The following is a 25,086-nucleotide window of genomic DNA, read 5'->3' as shown; positions in this document are numbered from 1 at the left end:
GTACCTGGGAAAACCTCAACTACTGTCTGAGCTGAACTGGTGTATATCCGAACAGCCGATAAAGATTCCGTCACGCTCCGACCAGGACACTGTGAATGCATACACCTGTCAACTCTGACAGTAGCCGGTTATTTGCGGTCTGAATTACTGTCCAAGTGACGCAATTCAAATCTTGATATTGCGCAGGCATGGAGCAAATCACATGAGCTATTCAGTCGTGGTTGAGTTTAAGGACACTAATACAGACGGCAAGCAAGAGGCTGTAATTTCCCGTTATAACAATGGCTATACGAATAATCTCAAGCCTGATGTAACAGTCACGGCTTACGCCAACGACCAGGGGGAGTACGATCGCGCTGCAGGGGTGGATGATGTGGAGGGAGATGACGGGGTCGACGAATATGATACGGACACCTACACCGTCGCGGCGGGGCTTGCCTCAAAGTTGGCTGGTTTGAGTACTGTGGGCGAAGGTCGCCTGTACAGTTGCATCCTTATATCGTCCGACAGTGAAGCGAAAACGGCTAAACCGACATACGTGAATATTAATCTATTTAAAGTTTCAAATAGCGATCTGTCTCACCCCGACGCTAATGTGAAGTTAAAGATCAACGCCACTGGCTTTTATAAAGTGGAGGGTACATTGGAGGGTGATGGCAAATTCAACGTCGATGCGGATGGTGATGACGATTCTGATGCCAATGACAAACTGATTTTCGTCAATATCGCGAATTCGTTTGTTTCAATGAGAAACTTCGCTAAATGAACCCGTTGCGTACTTGAGTTAGCTGCTTCGTCAAAATACATTGGTTGGCAACCATATAGCCCTGCATAAATCACTTATGCAGGGCTTTTTTACCGGATACAGCACAGTAAGTTTTCTGTTATGGATTAACGATACTTACATAAGCCTTGGCCAGTGCAATCAACTTCGCCTTGTCATCGTTATCAATATCGCCATCACCGTCTACGTCGTTCTTGTTGGTGCGAACAGTGAATGTCTTGCCACGGTCGCTGGACACCGCCACCACATAGGTCGAATCGACCAGAGTCTCGGTGGACAGCTCTTGCTCGGCATTCCAGCCCAGCTCCTTGCGCGCAAGCTGCATCGACACAATGGTATTGGACTCCGATGCATTGGGCAGCATCAGTTGCATAAAGACGCCACGCTGATTGAGATAAGACATTAATTAAATCCTTTTAATCTAGTTCTCGGACAAGTGCCGATGGAAGTGGCAAAGACTATATTCGATAACTTGTCGAGACAATGGAGCATATGTATCTGGGGTTGTATTCAGCCTTTACACCTGTATATAAACTTTAGAATTCAAAAAAATCCCATCGCTGAACGGTACTGGATCGCACCAGCCTTGCTCGGGTACTGTATGCATATACAGATCAGGATCCTGCCCAATGATCAATCCTCTCCCGCCCAAGGTTCGCGGCACCGCGACCAACCCGCACAACCGCTTCGCGCCGAACCGTTCGGTGGCCGAGGATGACGGCTGGTACCAGGAAGTGCCGCTGACTCAAGGCACCGAGGTGATGATCGAAACCGCAAAGACCATCATCACCCGTAACACCTCACCAGACTTGCCCTTCGACCGTTCCATCAATCCTTATCGCGGTTGCGAGCATGGCTGCATCTATTGCTACGCACGGCCCAGCCACGCCTATTGGGACATGTCACCGGGGCTGGACTTCGAAACCAGGCTGATTGCCAAAACCAACGCCGCCCAAGTGCTGGAAGAACAGCTCGGAAAGAAAGGTTATCAATGCGCGCCGATCAACCTGGGCTCCAACACCGACCCGTACCAGCCCATCGAGCGTGAACACAAAATCACCCGCCAGATCCTCGAAGTGCTGCTGCGTTATAAGCATCCGGTGACCATCGTCACCAAGGGCTCGCTGATTCTTCGCGATCTAGATCTGCTGACCGAGTTGGCGCAGCAACGTCTGGTCGCGGTGATGATCAGCCTGACCACGCTGGACGACGAACTCAAACGTATTCTCGAGCCGCGCGCCGCTGCGCCCAAGGCACGATTGCGCGCGATCCGGGTGATGCGCGAAGCGGGAATTCCGGTTGGCGTGCTGTGTTCGCCGATGATTCCAATGATCAACGACAGCGAAATCGAAAACCTGCTCACCGAAGCCCATGCCGCCGGAGCGCAAAGCGCCGCCTACATGATGTTGCGTCTGCCTCTGGAAGTAGCGCCGCTGTTTGAAGAGTGGCTTCAGGCGCACTATCCGCAACGCGCCGCACACGTGCTGAGCCTGATCCGTCAGAGCCGTGGCGGCGAGCTCTACGACAGCCGTTTTGGTGCACGCATGCGCGGCGAAGGGGTATTTGCCGACCTGCTCGCACAACGCTTCGCCAAAGCGATCAAGCGTCTGGGTCTGAATCACCGCGAAGGCTACAACCTCGATTGCACTGCCTTCTGTCCGCCGGGTCGCCAGATGTCGTTGATTTAGCGACAATTGGCCTATGGTTGAGGGGTTGGAATCCTTCCGCCGAAATCACCCAGTCACGTTTTTTGTGACCTGGAACACACGTGCTAGAGCGTTTGATTCAGTTTGAGTTAAGTTTCGGCGGCTACCTTGTTCATCGAGTGACTGACGGGTCGGGATGACCCGGATGTTTTAAACAGCCACTGGCTTCATACCGGAATACATGGGAACGACTCCCCTAATCCGCCAAAGAGGATGAATCATGAGTGACAAGGATAAACAGCCGTTGGCTGCGTCGGCGCAAACCCCTGAAGCGGAATCCGCCGATGCAGCGCTGCGACAGATCGTAGACGGCTTTTTGCATTTTCATCATGAGGTCTTTCCGCAGCAGGAAGAACTCTTCAAGAAACTCGCCACGGCTCAGGCGCCAAAAGCGATGTTCATCACCTGCGCCGACTCGCGCATTGTCCCCGAGCTGATCACCCAAAGCTCGCCCGGCGATCTGTTCGTGACCCGTAACGTCGGCAACGTCGTGCCGCCGTACGGCCAGATGAACGGCGGCGTATCCACCGCGATCGAATACGCGGTACTGGCCCTCGGCGTGCAGCACATCATCATCTGTGGCCACTCCGATTGCGGCGCCATGCGTGCGGTACTCAACCCGGACAGCCTGGAAAAAATGCCGACGGTCAAAGCCTGGCTGCGCCACGCCGAAGTCGCAAAAACCATGGTGCATGACAACTGTCACTGCGCCGACGAAAAAGAAAGCATGCCGATCCTCACCGAGGAAAACGTCATCGCCCAATTGCAGCACTTGCGTACCCATCCTTCGGTAGCCTCGCGCATGGCGAACGGTCATCTGTTCATCCATGGCTGGGTCTACAACATCGAAACCAGCGAAATCAAAGCTTACGACGCGGATCAGGGCCGTTTCCTGCCGCTCGACGGTAGCCATCCGATTCCGGTGGCGACGCCCAAAGCGCGCTTCTAAATCTTTCCTGACAATCTGTGTGGTTTGACGCCGGCCGCTGTTTCAGCGGTTCGGCGAAGCCATGCCTGAAGAAAACTTCGGGAGAATCGCCATGCGTGCGGCTCAATTGAAAGCGGTGTTGCCACGGGAGTTGCTCGCTTCAGTGGTTGTGTTTCTGGTCGCCCTGCCGCTGTGCATGGGTATTGCGATCGCCTCAGGGTTGCCACCGGCCAAAGGGCTGATCACCGGGATCATCGGTGGTCTGGTGGTCGGTTGGCTGGCGGGCTCGCCATTGCAGGTCAGCGGACCGGCGGCGGGGCTGGCGGTGTTGGTGTTCGAACTGGTGCGCCAACACGGCATCGAGATGCTCGGGCCGATCCTGTTGCTTGCCGGGTTTCTGCAACTGGTTGCCGGGCGCTTGAAGCTCGGTTGCTGGTTTCGGGTCACGGCGCCAGCGGTGGTGTACGGGATGCTGGCGGGAATTGGCGTGTTGATCGTGCTGTCGCAGGTGCATGTGATGCTCGATGCGTCGCCCAAGCCTTCGGGGCTGGATAACCTCACGGCGTTCCCGGCGGCCGTGGCACAAGCGCTGCCGTCGTTTGGCTGGCAGGCCGGGCTGCTCGGACTGTCGACGATTGCGGTGATGTGGCTGTGGGAGAAATTTCGCCCACATTCGCTGCGTTTCGTGCCCGGGGCGTTGCTCGGCGTCGGCCTGGCAACAGGCGCCAGTCTGCTGCTGGCGTTGCAGGTGAAACGCGTCGAGGTGCCGGCGAATCTGGCGGAAGCCATTGATTGGCTCAAGCCTGCGGATCTCCTCAGCCTGGCCGATCCGACGTTGCTGATCGCCGCGTTCGCCGTGGCGTTCATTGCCAGTGCGGAAACCCTGTTGTCCGCCGCTGCGGTGGACCGCATGCACAGCGGCGTACGTTCGGACTTCGACCGTGAGCTGTCGGCGCAAGGGGTTGGCAATATGCTCTGCGGTCTACTCGGCGCGCTGCCGATGACCGGGGTGATCGTGCGCAGTTCGGCCAACGTCCAGGCCGGCGCGACCACGCGTTACTCAACGATCTTCCATGGCCTGTGGCTGCTGGCGTTCGTGTTGTTGTTGTCGAGCGTGCTGCAAAGCATTCCGGTGGCGAGTCTGGCCGGTGTGCTGGTGTATACCGGTTTCAAACTGGTCGACCTGAAAGCCTTTCGCGGCTTGAGTCGTTATGGCCGGATGCCGATGTTCACCTACGCCGCGACGGCGCTGGCGATCATCTTCACTGACCTGCTGACAGGTGTGCTGATCGGTTTCGGCCTGACGATGTTGAAACTGGCGTTCAAGGCGTCGCGGTTGAAGATCAGCCTGATCGATCTGCCGCAGGATGGTGAGATGGAGTTGCGTCTGGTCGGTGCGGCGACATTCCTCAAGGTGCCGGCGTTGACTCAGGTGCTGGGCGGTATTCCGCAGGGGACGACGGTGCATGTGCCGCTCAATAACCTGAGTTACATCGACCATTCGTGTCTGGAGTTGTTGGAAGAGTGGGGTCGGGCGAATGCGGCGAAGGGCTCGAAGCTGTTGATCGAGTCGCGGGGCTTGAAGCGACGGCTTGAAGGGCGGATCCGGACGACTACCGGGATCGGCGCGGCCGGCTAAACAACTGTTGTGAACACAAACCCTGTGGGAGCGAGCCTGCTCGCGAAAGCGGTATATCAGCCAACAGAGATGTTGAATGATCGACCGCATTCGCGAGCAGGCTCGCTCCCACATTGGATCTATGGCCTATGAAGGTTACGCAGCAGGCTGATCCAGTTCCAGGCCCACACCCAGTCGACGGCCCATGCACGGCCAGCGTTTCCACGCGGCACCGGTATCCGGGCTGCTGAGTTTTTCGCGGTAAATTTCTACCGACTCCAGGGCAAAACTCTCGTCGTTGAGCATCTCGTCGATGGCGTGATGCACCGCTTCGTCCAGTTGGTTGGCAAATTCCTCACCGATCAATTGGTGAGCAATCAAGTTGGCGACCGTCATGTCCAGGGGGATCAGTGGCTGGCCGAAATGCTTGATGTACAGGTCGTTGACCTCTTCGACAAAACGGTGCGCCAGATAGGCTTCGTCGAGCAGGCTGTCCAGGCCAACGTGCCCGGCCATGATCGCCGGCGGCTGGAGGAAATACTGCTCGGCGATTTTCAGCACCGGTTTGATCTGCGATTCGATTCCCGCTTCCCTGGCAACTTCATTGGCTGCATCCAGCAGGTCTGGCACTTCATCGATGTAGGCGGCGACAAAACGCGTCAGCACACCATTGGCGTCGGCTTCCGGCAATTGGATCGCCGGGTGTAAATGAGGCAGCTTGCTTTCCAGCTGACGGGTCAGCAGGCCGGTTTCTTTTTCGTGTTGTTGGGCTTTTTGGATCTGCTCGCGCAATGCGGCGGTGTTCATGAAAACTCCAGGAAACAAGGCAATGAAATAGGGAAGACATAACTTAGCTGGCTTACGAAAAATGCTAAGACGCATTTGTCATAATTATTTCATCCTTGATGCACCTGCGTTATATCGATTTGCCACCACTGGTCTGCATCCTTCTCCATTCGTGCCCTTGAACGCAAGTGCCAGCTGTTTCAGTTGATTTACGTGTGCACATTGCAATTTCCCGTCGCTGTCTATACTCGCCATTGAATGGAGTTAGCTGATGACGCCCGACTGCACCCGCAGCAAGGCCCGGCGATTCAAGTTCGTAGTCTGATGCAGCCGCTCCCTTGCCGCAGGCGAAAGCCGGCGGGATAACAAGAACGATAAGGGGAACCCGCAATGATGCGACATCCACACGTCTGGATGGGCCTCCTGTTGTGGTCGATTTTCAGTCCGGCGCACGCCGCATGGACTGTGAATATGGCGCCTGGAGCGACTGAAATCAGTCACGCAGTATTCGACCTGCACATGACCATATTCTGGATCTGTGTGGTGATCGGGATCATCGTCTTCGGCGCCATGTTCTGGTCGATGATGGTGCACCGCCGTTCTACCGGGCAGGTCGCCGCAAAATTCCACGAAAGCACTACCGTCGAAATTCTCTGGACCATCGTACCGTTCCTGATTCTGGTGGCGATGGCCGTGCCGGCGACCGCCACCCTGATCAAGATGTACGACACCAGTGAGCCGGATATCGATATCCAGATCACTGGTTACCAGTGGAAGTGGCACTACAAATATCTGGGCCAGGACGTTGAGTTCTTCAGCAACCTGGCCACCCCCGCCGAGCAGATCCACAACAAGGAAGCCAAGGGCGAGCATTACTTGCTCGAGGTCGACAAGCCGTTGGTGCTGCCGACCGGCGCCAAGGTGCGCTTCCTCGTGACCTCCGCCGACGTTATCCACTCTTGGTGGGTGCCGGCCTTCGCGGTGAAACGCGATGCGATCCCGGGGTTCGTCAACGAGGCGTGGACGCGCATCGACAAGCCCGGCATTTACCGTGGCCAATGCGCCGAACTGTGCGGCAAGGATCACGGCTTCATGCCGATCGTGGTCGAGGTCAAGGAGAAGGCCGACTACGACAAGTGGCTCGCCGAGCGCAAAGCCGAAGCTGCGCAGCTCAAAGAGCTGACCAGCAAAGACTGGACCCTCGACGAACTCAAGGAACGCGGCGACAAGATCTATCACACCACTTGCGTGTCCTGTCACCAGGCCGAAGGTCAGGGCCTGCCGCCGATGTTCCCGGCGCTCAAGGGCTCGGAACTGATCATGAAAGGCAGCAAGGCCGATCACCTGCATCGCGTGGTCTTCGGCAAACCGGGCACCGCCATGGCGGCCTTCGGCAAGCAGTTGTCGGAAGTCGATATCGCAGCGGTCGTGACTTACGAACGTAACGCCTGGGGCAACAACAAGGGCGACATGGTCACGCCAAAAGAAGTGCTGGAGATGAAACAGGCGGGGGACAAATGAGCCGGCCTATCGCATCTACCCGCCACGGTTCGCGGCTCAGCGCCGCGAACCACCTCGCCTGTTCACGTAAAGGAGACCGGCCATGAGCGCTGTAATCGATGACCATGGTCATGCCGACCACGCCCACGGCCCCGCCAAAGGCCTGATGCGCTGGGTGCTGACCACCAACCACAAGGACATCGGCACGTTGTACCTGTGGTTTGCGTTCTGCATGTTCCTGCTCGGCGGTACGTTCGCGATGGTGATTCGCGCCGAACTGTTCCAGCCGGGGCTGCAAATCGTCGAGCCGGCGTTCTTCAACCAGATGACCACCATGCACGGCCTGGTGATGGTCTTCGGTGCGGTGATGCCGGCCTTCGTCGGCCTCGCCAACTGGATGATCCCGTTGATGATCGGCGCGCCAGACATGGCCCTGCCGCGGATGAACAACTTCAGTTTCTGGCTGTTGCCGGCGGCATTCCTGATCCTCGTCTCGACCCTGTTCACCCCCGGTGGCGGGCCGAACTTTGGCTGGACGTTCTATGCGCCGCTGTCGACCACTTACGCGCCGGAAAGCGTGACGTTCTTCATCTTCGCCATCCACTTGATGGGGATCAGTTCGATCATGGGCGCGATCAACGTGATCGCGACCATCCTCAACCTGCGCGCCCCCGGCATGACGCTGATGAAAATGCCGCTGTTCGTCTGGACCTGGCTGATCACCGCGTTCCTGCTGATTGCAGTGATGCCGGTGCTGGCCGGCTGCGTGACGATGATGCTGATGGACATCCACTTCGGCACCAGTTTCTTCAGTGCGGCCGGCGGCGGTGATCCGGTGTTGTTCCAGCATGTGTTCTGGTTCTTCGGGCATCCCGAGGTGTACATCATGATCCTGCCGGCCTTCGGCGCCGTCAGCTCGATCATTCCGACCTTCTCGCGCAAGCCGCTGTTTGGCTACACCTCGATGGTTTATGCGACGGCGAGCATCGCCTTCCTGTCGTTCATTGTCTGGGCGCACCACATGTTCGTGGTCGGCATCCCGTTGGTGGGCGAGCTGTTCTTCATGTACGCCACGCTGCTGATCGCGGTGCCGACCGGAGTGAAGGTGTTCAACTGGGCCAGCACCATGTGGCAAGGCTCGCTGACCTTCGAAACGCCGATGCTGTTTGCCGTGGCGTTCGTGATCCTGTTCTCCATTGGCGGTTTCTCCGGGCTGATGCTGGCGATCGCCCCGGCGGACTTCCAGTATCAGGACACCTACTTTGTGGTCGCGCACTTCCACTACGTGCTGGTGCCGGGAGCGATCTTCGGGATCTTCGCTTCGACCTACTACTGGCTGCCGAAATGGACCGGCCACATGTACGACGAAACCCTCGGCAAGCTGCATTTCTGGCTGTCGTTCGTCGGCATGAACCTGACCTTCTTCCCGATGCACTTCGTCGGTCTTGCGGGAATGCCGCGACGGATTCCGGACTACAACCTGCAGTTCGCCGACTTCAACATGGTCTCGTCGATTGGCGCGTTCATGTTCGGCGCGACGCAGATTTTCTTCCTGTTCATCGTCATCAAGACCATTCGCGGCGGCCCGCCAGCACCGGCCAAACCGTGGGATGGCGCGGAAGGCCTGGAGTGGAGCGTGCCGTCACCGGCGCCGTATCACACCTTCACCACACCGCCGGAAGTGAAATGACTGTGGGAGCGAGCCTGCTCGCGAAGAACGATGACGCGGTTCATCGGATGTACCGAGTTGTCTGCTTCGCGAGCAGGCTCGCTCCCACAAGGGATCTGCGCAGAGGCTTCAACCATGGCTGATTCGATCTCGATGAAAAAACTGGTCACCCGCCTGCTCGGGGTGGTGCTGGCGATGTTTGTGTTCGGTTTTGCTTTGGTGCCGATTTACGACGTGATGTGCAAAGCCTTCGGCATCAACGGCAAGACCGCCGGGCAGTACGAGGGTGAGCAAGTGGTCGACACCTCGCGCCAGGTGCGCGTGCAGTTTCTGTCGACCAACAACGTCGACATGCCGTGGGATTTCTATCCCAAGCATGACGAACTCACGGCCAACCCCGGCGCGGTCAACGAGATGATTTTCATCGCGCGCAATCCCACCGACAAACCGATGAGTGCGCAAGCCGTGCCGAGCATCGCGCCAAGCAATGCGGCGGCGTATTTCCACAAGACCGAATGCTTTTGCTTTACCCAGCAGGTGCTGCAGCCCGGTCAGCAGATCGAGATGCCGGTGCGTTTCATTGTTGACCGCGACATGCCCAAGGATGTGAAGCACCTGACGCTGTCCTACACGCTGTTCGATATCACCGCCCGACATCCGCCGGTGGCTGTAAACACTGGCGGTTGAGCGTGCCCGATAAGGAGAACAATAAATGGCAACTCATGAGCACTATTTCGTTCCGGCCCAGAGCAAATGGCCGATCATCGCCACCTTCGGCATGGCCATCACCGTGTACGGCCTCGCTACCTGGTTCAACGATCTGAAGGCGGCGCGCCCGGAATCCCACGGCCCGTACATCTTTTTCGTCGGTGGCCTGTTGCTGGCGTACATGCTGTTCGGCTGGTTCGGTACGGTGATCAAGGAAAGTCGCGCGGGCCTTTACAGTGCGCAACTGGATCGCTCGTTTCGCTGGGGCATGAGTTGGTTCATCTTCTCCGAGGTGATGTTCTTCGTGGCCTTCTTCGGTGCGCTGTTCTATGTGCGCCATGTCTCCGGGCCGGCACTCGGTGGCGAAGGCCCGAAAGGCATCGCGCACATGCTCTGGCCGAACTTCCAGTTCACCTGGCCGCTGTTGCACACGCCGGACCCGAAACTGTTCCCGCCGCCGAAAGAAGTCATCAGCCCGTGGGGCCTGCCGCTGATCAACACGATCCTGCTGGTCAGCTCCAGCGTGACCATCACCATCGCCCACCACGCCTTGAAGAAGGGCCATCGCGGCGCGCTGAAAATCTGGCTGGCGATCACCGTGCTGCTCGGCTGCGCGTTTCTCGGTTTCCAGGCCGAGGAATACATGCACGCCTACCACGAACTGGGGCTGACCCTCGGTTCGGGCATTTATGGCGCGACGTTCTTCATGCTCACCGGTTTCCACGGCGCCCACGTGACCATCGGCACGATCATTCTGTTTGTGATGCTGATGCGCATCATGAAGGGCCATTTCGACAACGAGCACCAGTTCGGCTTCGAAGCGGCGAGCTGGTATTGGCACTTCGTCGACGTGGTGTGGATCGGCCTGTTTATCTTCGTTTACGTACTCTGAGGATCAACGCTACCAAGGCGCATGCGACACCAATTGGCCGCTGTAAAAGCCCCAGGCGATCAAGCCGACGGTGGCAGCGGCCAGTGCCACCCGAACACTCAAGGCGATGACCAGGCGATTGGAACTGCTGTCGTCCTTGACCAGGAAAAACAGGCCGCTGAACAGGCTGATCACCGTGGCAATCAGCATCAGGACGATCGCTGTTTTGAGCATGGGAAGAACTCCGGGGGACAGGCGATGCAGTTGAGTATAGCGATCGCAACGACTGACTTTGTGGCACGCCCATGAAGCGTTTTCGTCCGGGCGTGATACCGACCGTGGTGGTGGCGTTGTTGCTGCCCTTGCTGGTGTCGCTGGGCTTCTGGCAACTGAGCCGTGGCGCCGAGAAAACCGCCCTGCTCGCCAGTTACGCCGAACGTCGCGCGGCCGACCCGATGGCCAGCACCGAACTCCTTAACAACGCCGATCCGGCCTATCGCCGCGTGCACCTGCACGGCCAGTTCGATGCCGCGCACAGTTTGCTGCTGGATAACCGTCAACGCAACGGCAAGGTCGGCGTCGAGTTGCTGCAACCGTTTCAGGATCAACGCACCGGCCTTTGGATGCTGGTCAATCGCGGCTGGTTGCCGTGGCCGGATCGCCGTGTACCGCCGCAATTCACCACGCCCACTGAGGCGTTGAATGTCGACGCCTGGGTCTACGTCGCCCCCGGCGCCACTTTCCAGTTGCACGCTGATCCAGTCAGCAGCACCTGGCCGCAAACCATCACCGCCGTCGAACCCGCCAAGCTGTGGCAAACCCTGGAGCGCGACGGCTTCGCCTACGAATTACGCGCCGAACCCGGCCCGGCCAGCTACGAGGCCGATTGGCCGGTGGTTGCCATGGGCCCTGAAAAACACCTCGGTTACGCCGTGCAGTGGTTCGCCATGGCCACCGCCCTGCTCGGCCTCTACGTCTATTTGGGCTTGCACAACGCAAAGGAGAAACACCATGGGAACGGCCATGAATCCACCCAGCATGTCTGAGGCGAAACCTGTCGCTACCCGTCGTCGCGGGCGCATTCAATTGCTGCTGATTTTGCTCGGCGTGATCGGCCCGATGGTGCTCGCCACCGGCATGTACAAATTGCAGTTCTGGGTCCCGGAAGGTCGCAGCTATCACGGCGAACTGATCGGCAACGGCCAGACCCGCGCCGACCTCGGCGTGCAAGCCGACGAGGAGCGCTGGCAGATGCTGGTCACCGCGCCGAAGGATTGCGCAGTGGATTGCCAGCAACTGGTGTATCTGGCGCGGCAGATCCAGATCGGCCTCGGTCGCGATGCCGGGCGCGCCAGCCATGCACTCGCCGTGGCGCAACCGGTAAGCGCCGATTACGAAGCCAAGCTGAGCCGCGAATATCCGCAGCTGCAACGCTATCCGCTGGACGCTGGGGTGTTCAGCAAAACCACCGGCGACAAGGCCACGCCGCAACTGTGGATCATCGACCCGCACGGCAATCTCGTGCTGCGTTACGAGCCGAATGTGAAAGGCAAGGATCTGCTCAACGACCTGCGTCACCTGCTGAAACTGTCGAACATCGGATAAGGGCATTGTCATGGCCAAACCTGGATTTCGCCTCGCGCTGTTTGCCACCCTGCTGGCCCTGATTGTGGTGCTCCTCGGCGCCTACACGCGCCTGACCCACGCTGGCCTCGGCTGCCCGGACTGGCCGGGCTGCTACGGCTTTATCAGCGTGCCGAAAAGCGAAGCCCAACTGGCTCACGCCGAACTGCATTACCCGGACTCGCCGGTGGAGGCGCACAAGGGCTGGAACGAGATGATCCACCGCTACTTCGCCGGCACCCTCGGCCTGCTGATTTCGATTCTCGCCGGGCGCGCGTGGGTCAACCGGCGTCATCCGGGGCAACCGTTGAAACTGCCGCTGTTTCTGCTGGCGGTGGTGTTTGCGCAAGCGGCGTTTGGCATGTGGACGGTGACGCTCAAGCTCTGGCCGCAAGTGGTGACCGGGCATTTGCTCGGCGGCTTTGCCACGTTGAGTCTGTTGTTTTTACTGACGTTGCGATTGTCCGGGGTCTTGCCGGCGCTGACCGTGCCCAAGCGTTTGCAGTATTGGGCGACGGCTGGATTGTTGTTGGTGATTGGCCAGATCGCGTTGGGTGGCTGGGTCAGTTCCAACTACGCGGCGGTGGCCTGCATCGACTTCCCGACTTGCCACGGGCAGTGGCTGCCGCCGGCGGATTTCGCCAACGGCTTTCATCTGACTCAACACATCGGCCCGAATTATCTCGGCGGGCAACTCGACAGCGATGCGCGCACGGCGATTCACCTGACCCACCGGATCGGCGCTTTGCTGGTGACGTTGGTTCTGCTCGGCTTGGCCTGGCAACTGAAAGTCGTCGGCATGACGCGGCTTGCCGGATTGGTTGTGGTCGCCCTCGCCGCGCAAATTACCCTCGGCATCAGCAACGTGCTGTTCCATCTGCCGCTGCCGGTGGCGGTCGCGCATAACGCCGGCGGTGCCGCGCTGTTGCTGACCATGGTGCTGGTCAATTACCACGCGCGCACCAGCCTGGTTCGGGTCAAACAACCGGTGCTCGCACGCTGGCGCCTGAGCCCGCGCAAACACTCCGCCGCGCCCATCACTATTAAAGGAGAAACGCCGTGGCGATTCTGATTGGCGAACGTCCCGCCCAAGCGCTGTGGCGTGATTATCTGGAACTGACCAAACCGAAAGTCGTGGTGCTGATGTTGATCACCTCGTTGGTCGGCATGTTCCTCGCGACCCGCGCCGGGGTGCCGTGGACGGTGCTGGTGTTCGGCAATCTGGGGATTGCGCTGTGTGCCGGCGGCGCGGCAGCGGTCAATCATGTGGTCGATCGGCGCATCGATGCGGTGATGGCGCGCACGCATAAACGGCCGCTCGCTGAAGGACGGGTTTCGCCGGCGGCGGCGCTGACGTTTGCATTGGTACTGGCGCTGCTCGGTCAGGCCTTGTTGCTGACGTTCACCAATCCGCTGACGGCGTGGCTGACGCTCGCTTCGCTGCTCGGTTACGCGGTGGTCTACACCGGTTTTCTCAAACGCGCGACGCCGCAGAACATCGTCATCGGTGGCCTCGCCGGCGCCGCCCCACCTCTGTTGGGCTGGACAGCTGCCACCGGCCACGTCAGCGCCGAACCGTTGTTGCTGGTGCTGATCATCTTCGCCTGGACGCCGCCGCACTTCTGGGCACTGGCGATTCATCGCAAAGAGGAATACGCCAAAGCCGACATCCCGATGCTGCCGGTCACCCACGGCGAGCACTACACCAAAGTGCACATTCTGCTGTACACCTTCGCGCTGCTGGCGGTGAGTCTGCTGCCGTACGTGATCCACATGAGCGGCGTGCTCTACCTGGTTTGCGCCCTCGCTCTGGGCGCAAGGTTTCTGCAATGGGCCGTGGTGCTGTACCGTGGCACTCGGCCGCACGCGGCGATCAACACCTTCAAGTACTCTATCTGGTACTTGTTCCTGTTGTTCATCGCCCTGCTCGTAGACCACTACTTACTGTTGAACCTATGACTCGAACCCAGAAAACCGTCTTCATCCTCGTCGCCGTGATCGCGCTGATCCTCGGCCTGACCGTCAACAAAGTGCTGAGCGGCAAGGGCCAGGGCGATCCGACGGCGCTGATCGACGCCGGCATCATCCTGCTGCCGCAGAGCCGCAATCTGCCGGACGTGACGATGACCGATCAGGACGGCAAACCGGTGGCGATCAACGAGCTCAAAGGTAAGTGGAGCCTGCTCTTCTTCGGCTACACCTTCTGCCCGGACATCTGCCCGACCACGCTGGCGCAGCTGCGGCAGATCAAGAGTGAATTGCCGAAAGACGCTGTGGACAAGTTGCAGATCGTGCTGGTCAGCGTTGACCCTAACCGTGATAACCCCAAGCAGTTGAAGCAGTATCTGGGTTACTTCGATCCGCAGTTTGTCGGCCTGACACCGACTTCGATTGAAGAGCTGCAGAAGGTCGCGAATGCGGTGAGTATTCCGTTTATTCCGGCGGATACGAGTAAGCCGAATTACACGGTGGACCATAGTGGGAATCTGGCGGTGATCGGGCCGGATGGCACTCAGCGCGGGTTTATTCGGGCGCCGTTGAACAATGCCAAACTGGTTGCGCAGTTGCCGGTCATGCTTAACCGCAAGTGATGGGTCAAAAGCCAAGAGCCCCTCACCCTAGCCCTCTCCCAGAGGGAGAGGGGACTGATTGGGGGATGCTGAAGCAATACGCCGACCTGTAAGCGCTGTGCTGAATCCATAATCGCCAAGATCGTTCAGGTCGACGTGCAGTACCGAATACATAATCGACTGGATCTTTCAGGTCGATGTAGAACGCAAGACACCTCGATCGGCCCCTCTCCTTCGGGAGAGGGCTGGGGTGAGGGGCAGCTTCACAGCAGGTCCAAAGCCAAACACCAGACACAAAAAAGGGGACGCTCATGGCGTCCCCTTTTTCATTGCAGCCCGTATCAGAACGCCGGCAATACCGCACCTTTGTACTTCTCGGTAATGAATTGCTTCACTTCCGGGCTGTGCAGGGCAGCAGCCAGTTTCTGCATCGCGTCGCTGTCCTTGTTGTCCGGGCGGGACACGAGGATGTTCACGTACGGCGAGTCGTTGCCTTCGATTACCAGCGCATCCTTGGACGGATCGAGCTTGGCTTCCAGCGCGTAGTTGGTGTTGATCAGTGCCAGATCGACCTGGGTCAGCACGCGCGGGATGGTCGCGGCTTCCAGTTCACGGATTTTCAGGTCCTTCGGGTTGGTCGCGATGTCTTTGACGGTCGACAGGATGTTGGTCGGGTCCTTCAGCGTGATCACGCCAGCCTTGGCCAGCAGCAACAGCGCACGGCCGCCGTTGGTGGCGTCGTTCGGGATCACCACGTTAGCGCCGCTTGGCAGATCCTTCAGATCCTTGAGCTTGCTCGAGTAAGCGCCCAGCGGCTCCAGGTGCACGCCGGTCACAGCCACCAGATTGGTGCCCTTGGCCTTGTTGAACTCATCCAGATACGGCTGGTGCTGGAAGAAGTTGGCGTCCAGACGCTTTTCCGCGACCTGTACGTTCGGCTGAATGTAGTCGGTGAAGACCTTGACCTTCAGTTCCACGCCTTCTTTGGCCAGCGCTGGCTTCACGAATTCGAGGATTTCTGCGTGCGGCACCGGGGTGGCAGCAACGGTCAGGGTTTCGGCGTGGGCCGAGAATGCTGCAACGGCAGCAAAAGCAGCGATCAGTTTTTTCATTCAGCTAACTCCTTATGAGGCGCCCCTCTGGCGCCTGCCAGCGAATGGCCGGCTCATCTCTTGATTACAAAAACCGGTTATTTGCGCGAGAAATGCACGACCAGTCGATCACCGACCATCTGCAGCACTTGCACCAGAATCAGCAGCAACACCACGGTGACGATCATCACGTCGGTCTGGAAACGCTGGTAGCCGAAACGGATCGCCAGGTCACCCAACCCACCGGCGCCGACCACACCGGCCATCGCCGTGTAGGACACCAGTGTAATCGCCGTCACCGTAATCGCCGCAAAGATGCCCGGGCGGGCTTCCGGCAGCAAGGCGTTGACGATGATCTGCCGCGTGGTCGCGCCCATCGACTGGGTCGCTTCGATGATGCCGCGATCGACTTCACGCAGCGCGGTTTCCACCAGACGCGCGAAGAACGGCGTCGCACCGACGACCAACGGCGGAATCGCACCGGCCACGCCCAGCGACGTGCCGGTGATCAGCACGGTGAACGGGATCATCACGATCAACAGAATAATGAACGGCAGCGAACGCAGGATGTTCACCGCCAGCGACATGAACGCATAGAGGCCACGGCTTTCCAGCAACTGACGCGGGCTGCAGAGGAACAGCAACACGCCCAGCGGCAGGCCGAGCAGCACGGTGAACAGCAGCGAACCACCGAGCATCAGCATCGTGTCGCCAGTGGCCAGCCAGATTTCGTACCAGTCGATGTTGGTGAAGAAACTGATCAGGTCTTCCATTAGCGCAATACCTCCATGTGAACGTCAGCGGCGGTGAAGCGGGCGAAAGCCGCTTCCATGTCGCCACCGGTGACGGCGAGGGTCAATTGCCCGTACGGAATGTCTTTGATGCGGTCGATACGACCGGCGAGGATGCTGTAGTCGACGCCGGTTTCGCGGGCGACGGTACCGAGCAGCGGCGCGTAGGTCGCTTCGCCCTGGAAGGTCAGACGCACGATGCGCCCCGGCACGTGAGCGAAATCATCGCGCTGTTCGCTTTCGTCGATCTGCTCGCTTTCCTGAACGAAGCGCTTGGTGGTCGGGTGCTTGGGATGCAGGAACACATCGGCCACCGAACCTTGCTCGACGATCACGCCAGCGTCCATCACCGCCACTTGATCACAGACGCGACGGATCACATCCATCTCGTGGGTGATCAGGACGATGGTCAGTTTCAGTTCGCGGTTGATCTCGGCCAACAGTTGCAAAACCGACGCGGTGGTCTGCGGGTCGAGGGCACTGGTGGCCTCGTCGCACAGCAGAATCTTCGGCTTGGTCGCCAGGGCGCGGGCGATGCCGACGCGCTGCTTCTGGCCGCCGGACAATTGCGCCGGGTATTTCTTGGCGTGGTCGGACAGACCGACCCGCGCCAGCAACTCGGCGACACGCTGGTCGATCTCACTGGTCGACAGTTCGCCAGCCAGGGTCAACGGCAACGCAACGTTGTCGGCCACAGTCTTGGAGGCGAGCAGGTTGAAGTGCTGGAAGATCATCCCGACTTGCTGGCGGAAACGGCGCAGGCCGTTGGCGTCCAGCGCGGTGACTTCTTCGCCGTCGACGAAGATCTTGCCGCCGCTGGAGTCTTCCAGGCGATTGATCAGACGCAGCAGGGTACTTTTGCCCGCGCCGGAATGGCCGATCAGGCCGAACACCTGCCCGTTCTCGATAGAGAGACTGGTCGGGTGCAGCGCGGGAATGTCCTTACCGGCGACGCGGTAAGTCTTGTGGACGTTTTGAAACTCGATCACGTAGCGAACCTTGTGGGGCGCGTTAGAAAAGGATCAGCGGTTAGCCGGGCGCGCATTTTAGCCTGTCCGTATAGAGGTTCTTAGCATTTATTTCGTAACTAACCTTCGATTTAGCAATAACAAGATCAAAGGTCATAAAAAAGGAACGTCCAAAGCAGCCCATCAGTCACTAAGTAAGCGACTTGAAAACCCTGGGTGCCGTGCCTGGGAACCACTCAAGAGTCCCCGGCAAGCATCGGGGTCAACCGAGGAGTTTACGACTGATGAGCAAGAAGCCTACGACCGATAAAAGCCAGATGGCCGGAACCGATACCCCGGATCGCGCCAACACCAACACCAACGCCAAACTCGATAGCCTCGAAAAATTCCGCTCCGATGCCACCGGCCAAGCGCTGCGCACCAATCAGGGGGTCAAGGTTGCCGACAACCAGAACACCCTCAAGGCCGGCCCGCGCGGACCATCGTTGCTTGAAGACTTCATCATGCGGGAAAAAATCACGCATTTTGACCATGAGCGGATCCCGGAACGCATCGTCCACGCGCGCGGCACTGGCGCCCATGGTTTCTTTCAAGCCTACGAGAACCATTCGACGCTGACCAAGGCCGGGTTCCTACAGGATCCGGGGAAAAAGACGCCGGTGTTCGTGCGCTTTTCCACGGTGCAGGGCCCGCGTGGTTCCGGCGATACCGTGCGTGACGTGCGTGGCTTCGCGGTGAAGTTCTTCACCGATGAAGGCAACTTCGACCTGGTCGGCAACAACATGCCGGTGTTTTTCATTCAGGACGCGATCAAGTTTCCCGACTTCGTCCATGCGGTGAAACCTGAGCCGCACAATGAAATCCCGACTGGCGGCTCGGCCCACGACACCTTCTGGGATTTCGTCTCGCTGGTGCCGGAGTCGGCACACATGGTCATCTGGGCGATGTCCGACCGGGCCATTCCGAAAAGCCTGCGCAGCATGCAGGGCTTCGGCGTGCACACCTTCCGGCTGATCAACGCTGAAGGCAAATCGCGCTTCGTCAAATTCCACTGGCGCCCTACTGCCGGCACTTGCTCGCTGGTGTGGGACGAGGCGCAGAAGCTTGCCGGCAAAGACACTGACTACCACCGTCGCGACCTCTGGGAAGCGATCGAGATGGGCGACTACCCGGAATGGGAACTCGGTGTGCAGATCATCGAGGAGGAAAACGAGCACGACTTCGATTTCGACATCCTCGACCCGACCAAGCTGATCCCCGAAGAAATCGTGCCGATCACCCCGCTGGGCAAAATGACGTTGAACCGCAACCCGGACAACTTCTTTGCCGAGACCGAGCAGGTTGCGTTCTGCCCTGGCCACATCGTGCCGGGCATCGACTTCTCGAATGACCCGCTGTTGCAAGGTCGGCTGTTTTCCTACACCGACACGCAAATCAGCCGACTCGGCGGGCCGAACTTTCATGAGCTGCCGATCAACCGCCCGGTGGCGCCGTTCCACAATGGCCAGCGTGATGCGCAACACCGCACGGTGATCGACAAGGGCCGTGCCTCTTACGAGCCGAACTCGATTGATGGTGGCTGGCCGAAAGAAACGCCGCCAGCTGCGCAGGATGGAGGTTTCGAGAGTTATCCAGAGCGCATCGATGCGAACAAGATCCGCCAGCGCAGCGAATCGTTCAGCGATCACTTCTCTCAGGCGACTCTGTTCTTCAACAGCATGAGCGATCACGAGAAGGAGCACATCATTGCCGCCTACAGCTTTGAGTTGGGCAAGGTGGAGCGTGAGCATATCCGTGCACGGGAAGTGAACGAGATTCTGGCCAACATCGATCTGGAACTGGCCAAGCGTGTGGCGGCCAACCTGGGTCTGCCGGCGCCGAGCAAAGGCACGGTGGATGTACGTAAGGTGTCTTTCGATCATTCGCCGGCGTTGAGCCAGGCGAACCTGTTGCCAGAGAATATCAAGACGCGAAAAGTGGCCATTCTAGTGGCTAACGGCGTCGATGGTGCGGCGATTGATGCGATGAAGAAAGCATTGGCGGCTGAAGGTGCGCATGCCAAGTTACTGGGGCCGACTTCGGCGCCGGTGAAAACAGCGGACGGCAAAAGCCTGCCAGTGGACGCCTCGATGGAAGGCATGCCATCGGTGATCTTCGATGCGGTGTTTGTGCCGGGTGGCGCGGCGTCGATCAAGGCATTGAGCGGCGATGGTGTGGCGTTGCATTACCTGCTGGAGGCGTACAAGCATTTGAAGGCGATTGCGCTACACGGGGATGCCAAGCAGTTGCAGGATCTGCTGAAACTGGAAGCGGATGCGGGGTTGCTGCAGGGCAAGGATGTGCCGGCGTTGACCAAGCCGTTCTTTACGGCGATCGGGCAGCATCGGGTTTGGGATCGGGAGCCTAAGGCGAAGGCCATTCCAGCTTAAGATCTTCGTTGGTTGAAAGGACGCTTTCGCGAGCAAGCTCGCTCCCACAAGGGATATGGTTGATCACAGATTTTGTGTCAGACCGAGATCAAATGTGGGAGCGAGCTTGCTCCGGGCGGCGTTCCGACGAAGCTTTTTAGGGTTTACGCGGACTCAGAACCATCTGCGCCGGTACGGTGCGTACGGTCTGCTTCACAATCTTCAGATCAAAATCCGGATTCAACTTCTTCACACGCTTGGTCAGCAACGTCGCCAACCATGGATAGTCATTCGTCCGTGGTGCCTGAATCGTCACCCCACACTCATAATTCACCACATCAGCGGCGATCGCATCCAGTTGACGGCGAAGTTTGCGGCTATCAGTGATGTTCAACGCAACCGTGGTGCTTTCGGCAGTCGGATCGATCACCTTGGCTTTCGGCTTGGCTTCAGCTGCCAACAGCGCTGCTTCCGCCTTTTCCAGCTCAGCCTTGCGCGCTTCGGTAATTGCACCGTTAACACCACCGGTCAGCGCCGGCGCTTTCGGCATCAACGCACGGGCACGGCTCAATGCGGTGGCGGCGGCATTCACATCACCTTTCTGCAGCACGATCTGGCTGCGACGCAAATACGCTTCGGCAAGCTGCCGCTGGTATTGCTCAAGGGATTGATCGTTTGGGGTTTCTTTCTGCAAAGCGGCCAATTGGTCTTCGGCGGTGGCCAGTTCGCTGCTGGCCAGGCTTTGCTCCAGCTGTGCGATGGCCGTAGCCCGCGCATCGGGGGCTTCGGCCACCGGCGGCGTGCTTTGGCAGGCGCCCAGCAGCACTGAAAATGCGACAAGGAGCAGATAACGGGAGGCGAACGGCTTCATTCCTGCGACTCTCTATTTGCGCAAAAAGCGGCCAAGTCTACACCCCACGGCGGGGCAGAACAAAACTCAGCAGAAACAGTGCGGCCGCCGTCACAACGATTGACGGCCCCGCCGGGGTGTCCTTGAACCACGAAAGCGCCAGCCCGCCACACACGGCGAGCATGCCCAGCAGGCTCGCGCCCACGGCCATCTGCTCCGGCGAGCGGGCGTGACGCTGTGCCGCAGCCGCCGGGATGATCAACAGCGACGTAATCAGCAATACACCGACGATTTTCATCGCCACCGCGATCACCACCGCAATCAACAGCATCAGTGCCATGCGCAGGCCCGCCACCGGCAGGCCCTCAACCTTGGCCAGCTCTTCGTGCACGGTAATCGCCAGCAATGGCCGCCACAGCGTCACCAGCAACACCAGCACCGCCGCGCTGCCACCGAGGATCCACGCCAGATCGGTCGGGCTGATCGCCAGCAGGTCGCCGAACAGGTAGGCCATCAGGTCGATCCGCACTTCATGCATGAAGCTTAGTACCACCAGGCCGAGAGAGAGCGTGCTCGGTGCGAGAATTCCCAAAAGCGTGTCAGACGCCAGCGGTTGACGCTGTTGCAGGGTCACCAGCAAAACCGCCAACAGCAGGCAGCCAACGGTGACCGCAACGGTCGGGCTGACATCCAGCAAAAAGCCCAGCGCCACACCCAGCAGCGCGGCGTGGGACAGGGTGTCGCCGAAATAGGCCATGCGCCGCCAGACGACAAACGAACCGAGCGGCCCGGCCACCAGCGCCAGCGCCAGACCTGCAAGCAGGGCATACAACAGAAAATCAGCCATGCTTGCAGTTGTCTCCGTGAACGTGAGGTTGGCCAATAACCGGCCCTTTGACCACCGAACCGTGCAGGTCGTGAGCGTGGTCGTGATGGTGGTGATAAACCGCCAGGCTCTGCGCGTTCTTGCCGAACAGCTCGACGAACGCCGGATCGCCGCTGACCTGCTCGGGGTGCCCGGAGCAGCAAACGTGACGGTTGAGGCAGACCACCTGATCGGTGGTGCTCATCACCAGATGCAAATCATGCGACACCATCAGCACGCCGCAGCCATGGCGGTCGCGCAGACGGGTGATCAGGCTGTACAACTCGGCTTGCCCGGCGACGTCGACGCCTTGTACCGGCTCGTCGAGCACCAGCAATTCCGGTTCGCGCAGCAACGCCCGCGCCAGCAGCACGCGCTGCATTTCGCCGCCGGAAACGCTTTGCACCGGGCTGTCGATAACGTGTTCGGCGCCGACTTCTTTCAATGCCGCTAACGCACGCGGACGGTCAACGCCCGGTACCAGCCGCAGAAAGCGCAGCACTGAAAGCGGCAAGGTCGGATCAACGTGGAGTTTTTGCGGCATGTAGCCGACACGCAGTTTCGGTTTGCGCCAGACGCTGCCGCTGTCCGGTTTCAACAGCCCGAGCACGGCGCGCACCAGCGTGGTCTTGCCGGCGCCGTTGGGGCCGATCAGGGTGACGATCTGCCCCGGCTCGACGCTCAGTTCGATGTTGTCCAGTACGGTCTGCCCGGCAAACGTGACGGCGACCTGTTCCAGACGGATCAGCGCATTGCTCATCAAGCCCCCTGGCAACCGGAGCACAGGCCGACGACTTCGACGGTCTGCGCTTCGACAATGAAACCGACGTCCTTGGCGCTGTTGATGATCGCGTCGCTGATCACTTTTTGCTCAAGTTCAATGGCGGCGTGGCAATCGCGGCAAATCAGGAACTGGCCCTGATGCGCGTGCTCCGGGTGTACGCAGCCGACGAAGGCGTTGAGCGAGGAGATGCGGTGCACCAGGCCGTTTTCCAACAGGAAATCCAGTGCGCGATAAACGGTCGGCGGCGCGGCGCGGCGGCCGTCCTGCTCGCTCAGCACGGCGAGAATGTCGTAGGCGCCCAGCGGCTTGTGGCTCTGCCACACCAGTTCCAGCACCCGGCGGCGCAACGCGGTCAGGCGCAAGCCTTTCTGGGCGCACAAGGTATCGGCCTCGGACAAAGCGCTGTGCACGCAATGAGAGTGGTCGTGGGGACGGCTGGCAATCGGTGTAATAGGCATGGGCGGCGACGAGTTTTGATAGAGACGTTATTATGTTACCCGTTCTCGCCTCCTTGAGTGGTCATCGTGTCCCGACTTTTTTCTGTTTTTGTGGCTTTTGTCGCCAGTTTTCTGCTGATCGGTTCGGCTCAGGCCGAGGTCAAAGTCCTCACCAGCATCAAACCGTTGCAGCTGATTGCAGCGGCCGTGCAGGACGGCGTGGCGATTCCTGAAGTGCTGCTGCCGCCGGGTGCCTCGCCGCATAATTACGCCCTGCGGCCATCCGACGTACGGAAGGTGCAGTCGGTGGATCTGCTCTACTGGATCGGTCCGGACATGGAAGGTTTCCTGCCGCGTGTGCTGAACGGTCGTACGCTGCCGAGCGTCGCCGTGCAGGATCTGCCGGGGATGAAGCTGCGGCGTTTCGCTGAAGACAGCCATTCCCACGCCGAAGACGCCGACGAGCATGATCACGATCACCGCCCGGGCACGCTGGATGCGCATTTGTGGTTATCGCCGGTCAATGCGCGGGTAATCGCCGACAAAATGGCCGCAGACCTCAGCGCCGCTGATCCTGCCAACGCCGAGCGTTATCAGAGCAACGCCAAGGCGTTTGATCAGCGTCTGGATGCACTGGATCTGCGCTTGAAGCAGCGTTTGGCCAGTGTTGAAGGCAAGCCGTACTTCGTCTTTCACGAGGCGTTTGATTACTTTGAAGAGGCTTACGGCCTGAAGCACACCGGAGTGTTCAGCGTGGCCGCTGAAGTGCAGCCGGGCGCGCAACATGTCGCAGCAATGCGCAAGCGTTTGCAGGAAGTGGGCAAGACTTGTGTGTTCAGCGAGCCGCCGTTGCGTCCGCGCTTGGCCGAAACCTTGGTCGCTGGCCTGCCGGTGAAACTGGCTGAACTGGATGCGTTGGGCGGGTACACCCCGGCGACGGCTCAGGGCTATGAGCAGGTGCTGGAAAAGTTGGGTAACGATCTGGTCGGGTGCCTGGAATCGTTGTAACAACTCAAACCCTGTGGGAGCGAGCTTGCTCGCGAAAGCGGTGGGTCAGCTAAACAAATGCTGAATGTACCGCCACCTTCGCGAGCAAGCTCGCTCCCACAGGTTCGTGTTGGCTTCCAGAATTAACTCAGAGGGCAAACGGTAGCGGTGTGTGCACCTGCTGCCGCTGCGCCAACCGCTGTTCAAACTCTCGCGGATCGTGAATCAACACATCCTGCCCGGCAAACTGCTCCGCCGCGATCAACCGCGACAACCAGAACCGCACACACGCCACACGCAGCATGGTCGGCCACAACTCGGCCTCCGCCGCCGTGAACGGGCGCAACGCTGCATAGGCGCCGAGAAACGCGCGGGCTCGCGGTCCATCGATCAAACCGTCCTCGTCCGAACACCAGTCATTCAAGGCAATCGCCACGTCATAGAGCATCGGCCCCGAACAGGCGTTGTAGAAGTCGATCAGCCCGGTCAGGTGCGTGCCTTCGAACATCGCGTTATCACGGAACAAGTCGGCATGAATGTTCGCCCGAGGCAGCGCGAGAATCTTGTCTTTGCGCTCGGTGATTTCATCCAGGGCCTTTTGCAGCAAAGCACGCGGCTCATCGCTCAGGTGCGAGAGCAACTCCGTGCCCTCCTCGAGCATCCAGTCCAGACCACGATCAGTCTTGCGCTTGATCATGCGCTCGCCCTGGGTCGCCAGGTGCAGATGCGCCTGCAATTCGCCGACCTGCACGCAATGCTGAGCATTGGCGACTTTGATGTGCTTGCCGGACAGGCGCGGTTGCAGCAGTGCCGGTTTGCCTTTCAGCTCACGCAACGCCACGCCGTCGGTGGTGCGCAGTGCGTAAGGCACCGGCAGATCGGCTTCGTGGAGCACGTCGAGCAGGTCGATGAAGAACGGCATCTCCTGCACCGGGCCGCGTTCGACCAGGGTCAGGACGAATTCGCCCTGCTCCAGGCTGATAAAGAAATTGGTGTTTTCGCTGCCGGCGGCGATCCCCTGGAAATCAAGCAGACGGCCAAGCCCGTAAGGGGCGAGAAAGGTTTCCAGCTCGGGCCGAGCCAGGGGAGTGAACACAGACATGGTTAAAAACTGCTCAGTTCAGGCGTCGCGCTCAGGCGAC

The 25,086-nt window shown here is 59.3% G+C and carries 26 protein-coding genes; 15 read left to right on the top strand and 11 right to left on the bottom strand.

What is annotated here, in order from left to right; translation table 11 throughout:
- The first annotated feature begins 202 nt into the window (after window positions 1–202).
- Window positions 203–766 carry a hypothetical protein gene (locus A8O26_RS02575; RefSeq protein WP_064116619.1) on the top strand — a complete coding sequence of 188 codons (564 nt, stop codon included), beginning with the start codon at window positions 203–205 and terminating at the stop codon, window positions 764–766.
- Between the two features lie 118 nt (window positions 767–884).
- Here the strand turns inward: A8O26_RS02575 and A8O26_RS02570 are convergent, their stop codons facing one another.
- A complete protein-coding gene (locus A8O26_RS02570) occupies window positions 885–1,187 on the bottom strand; it encodes a hypothetical protein (protein ID WP_064116618.1) in 303 nt (100 codons plus the stop codon).
- 226 nt (window positions 1,188–1,413) lie between these two features.
- Here A8O26_RS02570 and A8O26_RS02565 point away from each other — a divergent pair, with 226 nt between their 5' ends.
- The 3 genes from A8O26_RS02565 to A8O26_RS02555 all read left to right on the top strand — a co-directional run bounded on the left by A8O26_RS02565 (window position 1,414) and on the right by A8O26_RS02555 (window position 5,057).
- Window positions 1,414–2,472, top strand: coding sequence for a PA0069 family radical SAM protein (locus tag A8O26_RS02565; protein ID WP_064116617.1), 1,059 nt, complete (start codon window positions 1,414–1,416; stop codon window positions 2,470–2,472).
- A 238-nt stretch (window positions 2,473–2,710) separates the two neighbouring features.
- On the top strand, window positions 2,711–3,439 hold the full coding sequence (locus tag A8O26_RS02560; protein WP_064116616.1) for a carbonic anhydrase: 729 nt from the start codon (window positions 2,711–2,713) through the stop codon (window positions 3,437–3,439).
- A gap of 91 nt (window positions 3,440–3,530) precedes the next feature.
- Window positions 3,531–5,057, top strand: coding sequence for a SulP family inorganic anion transporter (locus A8O26_RS02555; protein ID WP_064116615.1), 1,527 nt, complete (start codon window positions 3,531–3,533; stop codon window positions 5,055–5,057).
- A 135-nt stretch (window positions 5,058–5,192) separates the two neighbouring features.
- On the opposite strand, the gene A8O26_RS02550 is transcribed toward A8O26_RS02555, so the two are convergent.
- A complete protein-coding gene (locus tag A8O26_RS02550) occupies window positions 5,193–5,843 on the bottom strand; it encodes a hypothetical protein (protein WP_064116614.1) in 651 nt (216 codons plus the stop codon).
- Between the two features lie 369 nt (window positions 5,844–6,212).
- Here A8O26_RS02550 and coxB point away from each other — a divergent pair, with 369 nt between their 5' ends.
- The 4 genes from coxB to A8O26_RS02530 all read left to right on the top strand — a co-directional run bounded on the left by coxB (window position 6,213) and on the right by A8O26_RS02530 (window position 10,591).
- Window positions 6,213–7,343, top strand: coding sequence for a cytochrome c oxidase subunit II (gene coxB / locus A8O26_RS02545; RefSeq protein ID WP_064116613.1), 1,131 nt, complete (start codon window positions 6,213–6,215; stop codon window positions 7,341–7,343).
- A gap of 82 nt (window positions 7,344–7,425) precedes the next feature.
- Window positions 7,426–9,012: a cytochrome c oxidase subunit I gene (ctaD, locus tag A8O26_RS02540; protein ID WP_016986466.1), complete on the top strand. Its 1,587-nt coding sequence runs from the start codon at window positions 7,426–7,428 to the stop codon at window positions 9,010–9,012.
- A 114-nt stretch (window positions 9,013–9,126) separates the two neighbouring features.
- Window positions 9,127–9,678 carry a cytochrome c oxidase assembly protein gene (locus A8O26_RS02535; RefSeq protein ID WP_064116612.1) on the top strand — a complete coding sequence of 184 codons (552 nt, stop codon included), beginning with the start codon at window positions 9,127–9,129 and terminating at the stop codon, window positions 9,676–9,678.
- Window positions 9,679–9,703: 25 nt separating this feature from the next.
- Window positions 9,704–10,591, top strand: a complete 888-nt coding sequence (locus tag A8O26_RS02530; protein WP_064116611.1) for a cytochrome c oxidase subunit 3 — start codon at window positions 9,704–9,706, stop codon at window positions 10,589–10,591.
- Window positions 10,592–10,600: 9 nt separating this feature from the next.
- Here A8O26_RS02530 and A8O26_RS02525 read toward each other — a convergent pair whose 3' ends face one another.
- The gene (locus A8O26_RS02525; RefSeq protein WP_007911731.1) at window positions 10,601–10,804 is read right to left on the bottom strand and encodes a twin transmembrane helix small protein; all 204 of its coding nucleotides are present in this window, start codon (window positions 10,802–10,804) and stop codon (window positions 10,601–10,603) included.
- 71 nt (window positions 10,805–10,875) lie between these two features.
- On the opposite strand from A8O26_RS02525, the gene A8O26_RS02520 reads away from it, so the two are divergent.
- Genes A8O26_RS02520 through A8O26_RS02500 form a run of 5 tightly spaced genes read left to right on the top strand, consistent with a single transcriptional unit; the run spans window position 10,876 to window position 14,784 of the window.
- Window positions 10,876–11,616 (top strand): SURF1 family protein, encoded by a 741-nt coding sequence (locus tag A8O26_RS02520; RefSeq protein ID WP_064116610.1) that lies wholly within the window; start codon window positions 10,876–10,878, stop codon window positions 11,614–11,616.
- Window positions 11,582–12,175 carry a hypothetical protein gene (locus A8O26_RS02515; RefSeq protein WP_064116609.1) on the top strand — a complete coding sequence of 198 codons (594 nt, stop codon included), beginning with the start codon at window positions 11,582–11,584 and terminating at the stop codon, window positions 12,173–12,175. Before A8O26_RS02520 ends, A8O26_RS02515 begins: the two co-directional genes overlap by 35 nt.
- A gap of 10 nt (window positions 12,176–12,185) precedes the next feature.
- Window positions 12,186–13,265 (top strand): COX15/CtaA family protein, encoded by a 1,080-nt coding sequence (locus A8O26_RS02510; RefSeq protein WP_064116608.1) that lies wholly within the window; start codon window positions 12,186–12,188, stop codon window positions 13,263–13,265.
- Window positions 13,253–14,152, top strand: coding sequence for a heme o synthase (cyoE, locus tag A8O26_RS02505; RefSeq protein ID WP_064116607.1), 900 nt, complete (start codon window positions 13,253–13,255; stop codon window positions 14,150–14,152). The genes A8O26_RS02510 and cyoE overlap by 13 nt, the downstream gene beginning before the upstream one ends.
- The gene (locus tag A8O26_RS02500; RefSeq protein ID WP_007911741.1) at window positions 14,149–14,784 is read left to right on the top strand and encodes an SCO family protein; all 636 of its coding nucleotides are present in this window, start codon (window positions 14,149–14,151) and stop codon (window positions 14,782–14,784) included. Before cyoE ends, A8O26_RS02500 begins: the two co-directional genes overlap by 4 nt.
- 320 nt (window positions 14,785–15,104) lie before the next feature.
- Here A8O26_RS02500 and A8O26_RS02495 read toward each other — a convergent pair whose 3' ends face one another.
- From A8O26_RS02495 to A8O26_RS02485, 3 genes are all read right to left on the bottom strand, one after another.
- Window positions 15,105–15,875 (bottom strand): MetQ/NlpA family ABC transporter substrate-binding protein, encoded by a 771-nt coding sequence (locus A8O26_RS02495; protein WP_064116606.1) that lies wholly within the window; start codon window positions 15,873–15,875, stop codon window positions 15,105–15,107.
- A gap of 77 nt (window positions 15,876–15,952) precedes the next feature.
- A complete protein-coding gene (locus A8O26_RS02490) occupies window positions 15,953–16,627 on the bottom strand; it encodes a methionine ABC transporter permease (protein WP_064116605.1) in 675 nt (224 codons plus the stop codon).
- On the bottom strand, window positions 16,627–17,634 hold the full coding sequence (locus tag A8O26_RS02485) for a methionine ABC transporter ATP-binding protein (protein WP_064116604.1): 1,008 nt from the start codon (window positions 17,632–17,634) through the stop codon (window positions 16,627–16,629). The genes A8O26_RS02490 and A8O26_RS02485 overlap by 1 nt, the downstream gene beginning before the upstream one ends.
- 260 nt (window positions 17,635–17,894) lie before the next feature.
- Between A8O26_RS02485 and katE the strand changes: the two genes are divergently transcribed.
- Complete coding sequence (gene katE / locus A8O26_RS02480; RefSeq protein ID WP_064116658.1) at window positions 17,895–20,042, top strand: catalase HPII; 2,148 nt, start codon at window positions 17,895–17,897, stop codon at window positions 20,040–20,042.
- A gap of 136 nt (window positions 20,043–20,178) precedes the next feature.
- On the opposite strand, the gene A8O26_RS02475 is transcribed toward katE, so the two are convergent.
- The 4 genes from A8O26_RS02475 to A8O26_RS02460 are packed head-to-tail and all read right to left on the bottom strand — an operon-like array spanning window position 20,179 to window position 22,978.
- The gene (locus A8O26_RS02475; RefSeq protein ID WP_064116603.1) at window positions 20,179–20,892 is read right to left on the bottom strand and encodes a PA5502 family lipoprotein; all 714 of its coding nucleotides are present in this window, start codon (window positions 20,890–20,892) and stop codon (window positions 20,179–20,181) included.
- A 37-nt stretch (window positions 20,893–20,929) separates the two neighbouring features.
- Window positions 20,930–21,718, bottom strand: a complete 789-nt coding sequence (gene znuB, locus A8O26_RS02470) for a zinc ABC transporter permease subunit ZnuB (RefSeq protein ID WP_008081222.1) — start codon at window positions 21,716–21,718, stop codon at window positions 20,930–20,932.
- Window positions 21,711–22,496 (bottom strand): zinc ABC transporter ATP-binding protein ZnuC, encoded by a 786-nt coding sequence (gene znuC / locus A8O26_RS02465; RefSeq protein WP_008081224.1) that lies wholly within the window; start codon window positions 22,494–22,496, stop codon window positions 21,711–21,713. The genes znuB and znuC overlap by 8 nt, the downstream gene beginning before the upstream one ends.
- Complete coding sequence (locus tag A8O26_RS02460; protein WP_007911760.1) at window positions 22,496–22,978, bottom strand: Fur family transcriptional regulator; 483 nt, start codon at window positions 22,976–22,978, stop codon at window positions 22,496–22,498. The genes znuC and A8O26_RS02460 overlap by 1 nt, the downstream gene beginning before the upstream one ends.
- 66 nt (window positions 22,979–23,044) lie before the next feature.
- Between A8O26_RS02460 and A8O26_RS02455 the strand changes: the two genes are divergently transcribed.
- Window positions 23,045–23,965: a zinc ABC transporter substrate-binding protein ZnuA gene (locus A8O26_RS02455; RefSeq protein WP_081265147.1), complete on the top strand. Its 921-nt coding sequence runs from the start codon at window positions 23,045–23,047 to the stop codon at window positions 23,963–23,965.
- 127 nt (window positions 23,966–24,092) lie between these two features.
- On the opposite strand, the gene A8O26_RS02450 is transcribed toward A8O26_RS02455, so the two are convergent.
- Entirely contained in the window at window positions 24,093–25,046 is a 954-nt protein-coding gene (locus A8O26_RS02450) for a homoserine kinase (protein WP_064116601.1), read from the bottom strand.
- Between the last annotated feature and the right edge of the window lie 40 nt (window positions 25,047–25,086).

It is taken from the genome of Pseudomonas fluorescens (assembly GCF_001648775.1).
GTDB lineage: Bacteria > Pseudomonadota > Gammaproteobacteria > Pseudomonadales > Pseudomonadaceae > Aquipseudomonas > Aquipseudomonas fluorescens_M.
This window is presented reverse-complemented; position numbering and strand designations above follow the sequence as displayed.

Coding starts and splice junctions, on each gene's coding strand:
- A8O26_RS02490 (WP_064116605.1), bottom strand. CDS start 16,627: ATGGAAGACCTGATCAGTTTCTTCACCAACATCGACTGGTACGAAATC.
- A8O26_RS02515 (WP_064116609.1), top strand. CDS start 11,582: ATGGGAACGGCCATGAATCCACCCAGCATGTCTGAGGCGAAACCTGTC.
- znuC (WP_008081224.1), bottom strand. CDS start 22,496: ATGAGCAATGCGCTGATCCGTCTGGAACAGGTCGCCGTCACGTTTGCC.
- znuB (WP_008081222.1), bottom strand. CDS start 21,718: ATGGCTGATTTTCTGTTGTATGCCCTGCTTGCAGGTCTGGCGCTGGCG.
- A8O26_RS02535 (WP_064116612.1), top strand. CDS start 9,127: ATGGCTGATTCGATCTCGATGAAAAAACTGGTCACCCGCCTGCTCGGG.
- A8O26_RS02510 (WP_064116608.1), top strand. CDS start 12,186: ATGGCCAAACCTGGATTTCGCCTCGCGCTGTTTGCCACCCTGCTGGCC.
- A8O26_RS02500 (WP_007911741.1), top strand. CDS start 14,149: ATGACTCGAACCCAGAAAACCGTCTTCATCCTCGTCGCCGTGATCGCG.
- A8O26_RS02550 (WP_064116614.1), bottom strand. CDS start 5,843: ATGAACACCGCCGCATTGCGCGAGCAGATCCAAAAAGCCCAACAACAC.
- A8O26_RS02565 (WP_064116617.1), top strand. CDS start 1,414: ATGATCAATCCTCTCCCGCCCAAGGTTCGCGGCACCGCGACCAACCCG.
- coxB (WP_064116613.1), top strand. CDS start 6,213: ATGATGCGACATCCACACGTCTGGATGGGCCTCCTGTTGTGGTCGATT.
- A8O26_RS02475 (WP_064116603.1), bottom strand. CDS start 20,892: ATGAAGCCGTTCGCCTCCCGTTATCTGCTCCTTGTCGCATTTTCAGTG.
- A8O26_RS02560 (WP_064116616.1), top strand. CDS start 2,711: ATGAGTGACAAGGATAAACAGCCGTTGGCTGCGTCGGCGCAAACCCCT.
- A8O26_RS02525 (WP_007911731.1), bottom strand. CDS start 10,804: ATGCTCAAAACAGCGATCGTCCTGATGCTGATTGCCACGGTGATCAGC.
- A8O26_RS02450 (WP_064116601.1), bottom strand. CDS start 25,046: ATGTCTGTGTTCACTCCCCTGGCTCGGCCCGAGCTGGAAACCTTTCTC.
- A8O26_RS02495 (WP_064116606.1), bottom strand. CDS start 15,875: ATGAAAAAACTGATCGCTGCTTTTGCTGCCGTTGCAGCATTCTCGGCC.
- A8O26_RS02575 (WP_064116619.1), top strand. CDS start 203: ATGAGCTATTCAGTCGTGGTTGAGTTTAAGGACACTAATACAGACGGC.
- A8O26_RS02555 (WP_064116615.1), top strand. CDS start 3,531: ATGCGTGCGGCTCAATTGAAAGCGGTGTTGCCACGGGAGTTGCTCGCT.
- A8O26_RS02570 (WP_064116618.1), bottom strand. CDS start 1,187: ATGTCTTATCTCAATCAGCGTGGCGTCTTTATGCAACTGATGCTGCCC.
- A8O26_RS02460 (WP_007911760.1), bottom strand. CDS start 22,978: ATGCCTATTACACCGATTGCCAGCCGTCCCCACGACCACTCTCATTGC.
- A8O26_RS02530 (WP_064116611.1), top strand. CDS start 9,704: ATGGCAACTCATGAGCACTATTTCGTTCCGGCCCAGAGCAAATGGCCG.
- ctaD (WP_016986466.1), top strand. CDS start 7,426: ATGAGCGCTGTAATCGATGACCATGGTCATGCCGACCACGCCCACGGC.
- A8O26_RS02520 (WP_064116610.1), top strand. CDS start 10,876: ATGAAGCGTTTTCGTCCGGGCGTGATACCGACCGTGGTGGTGGCGTTG.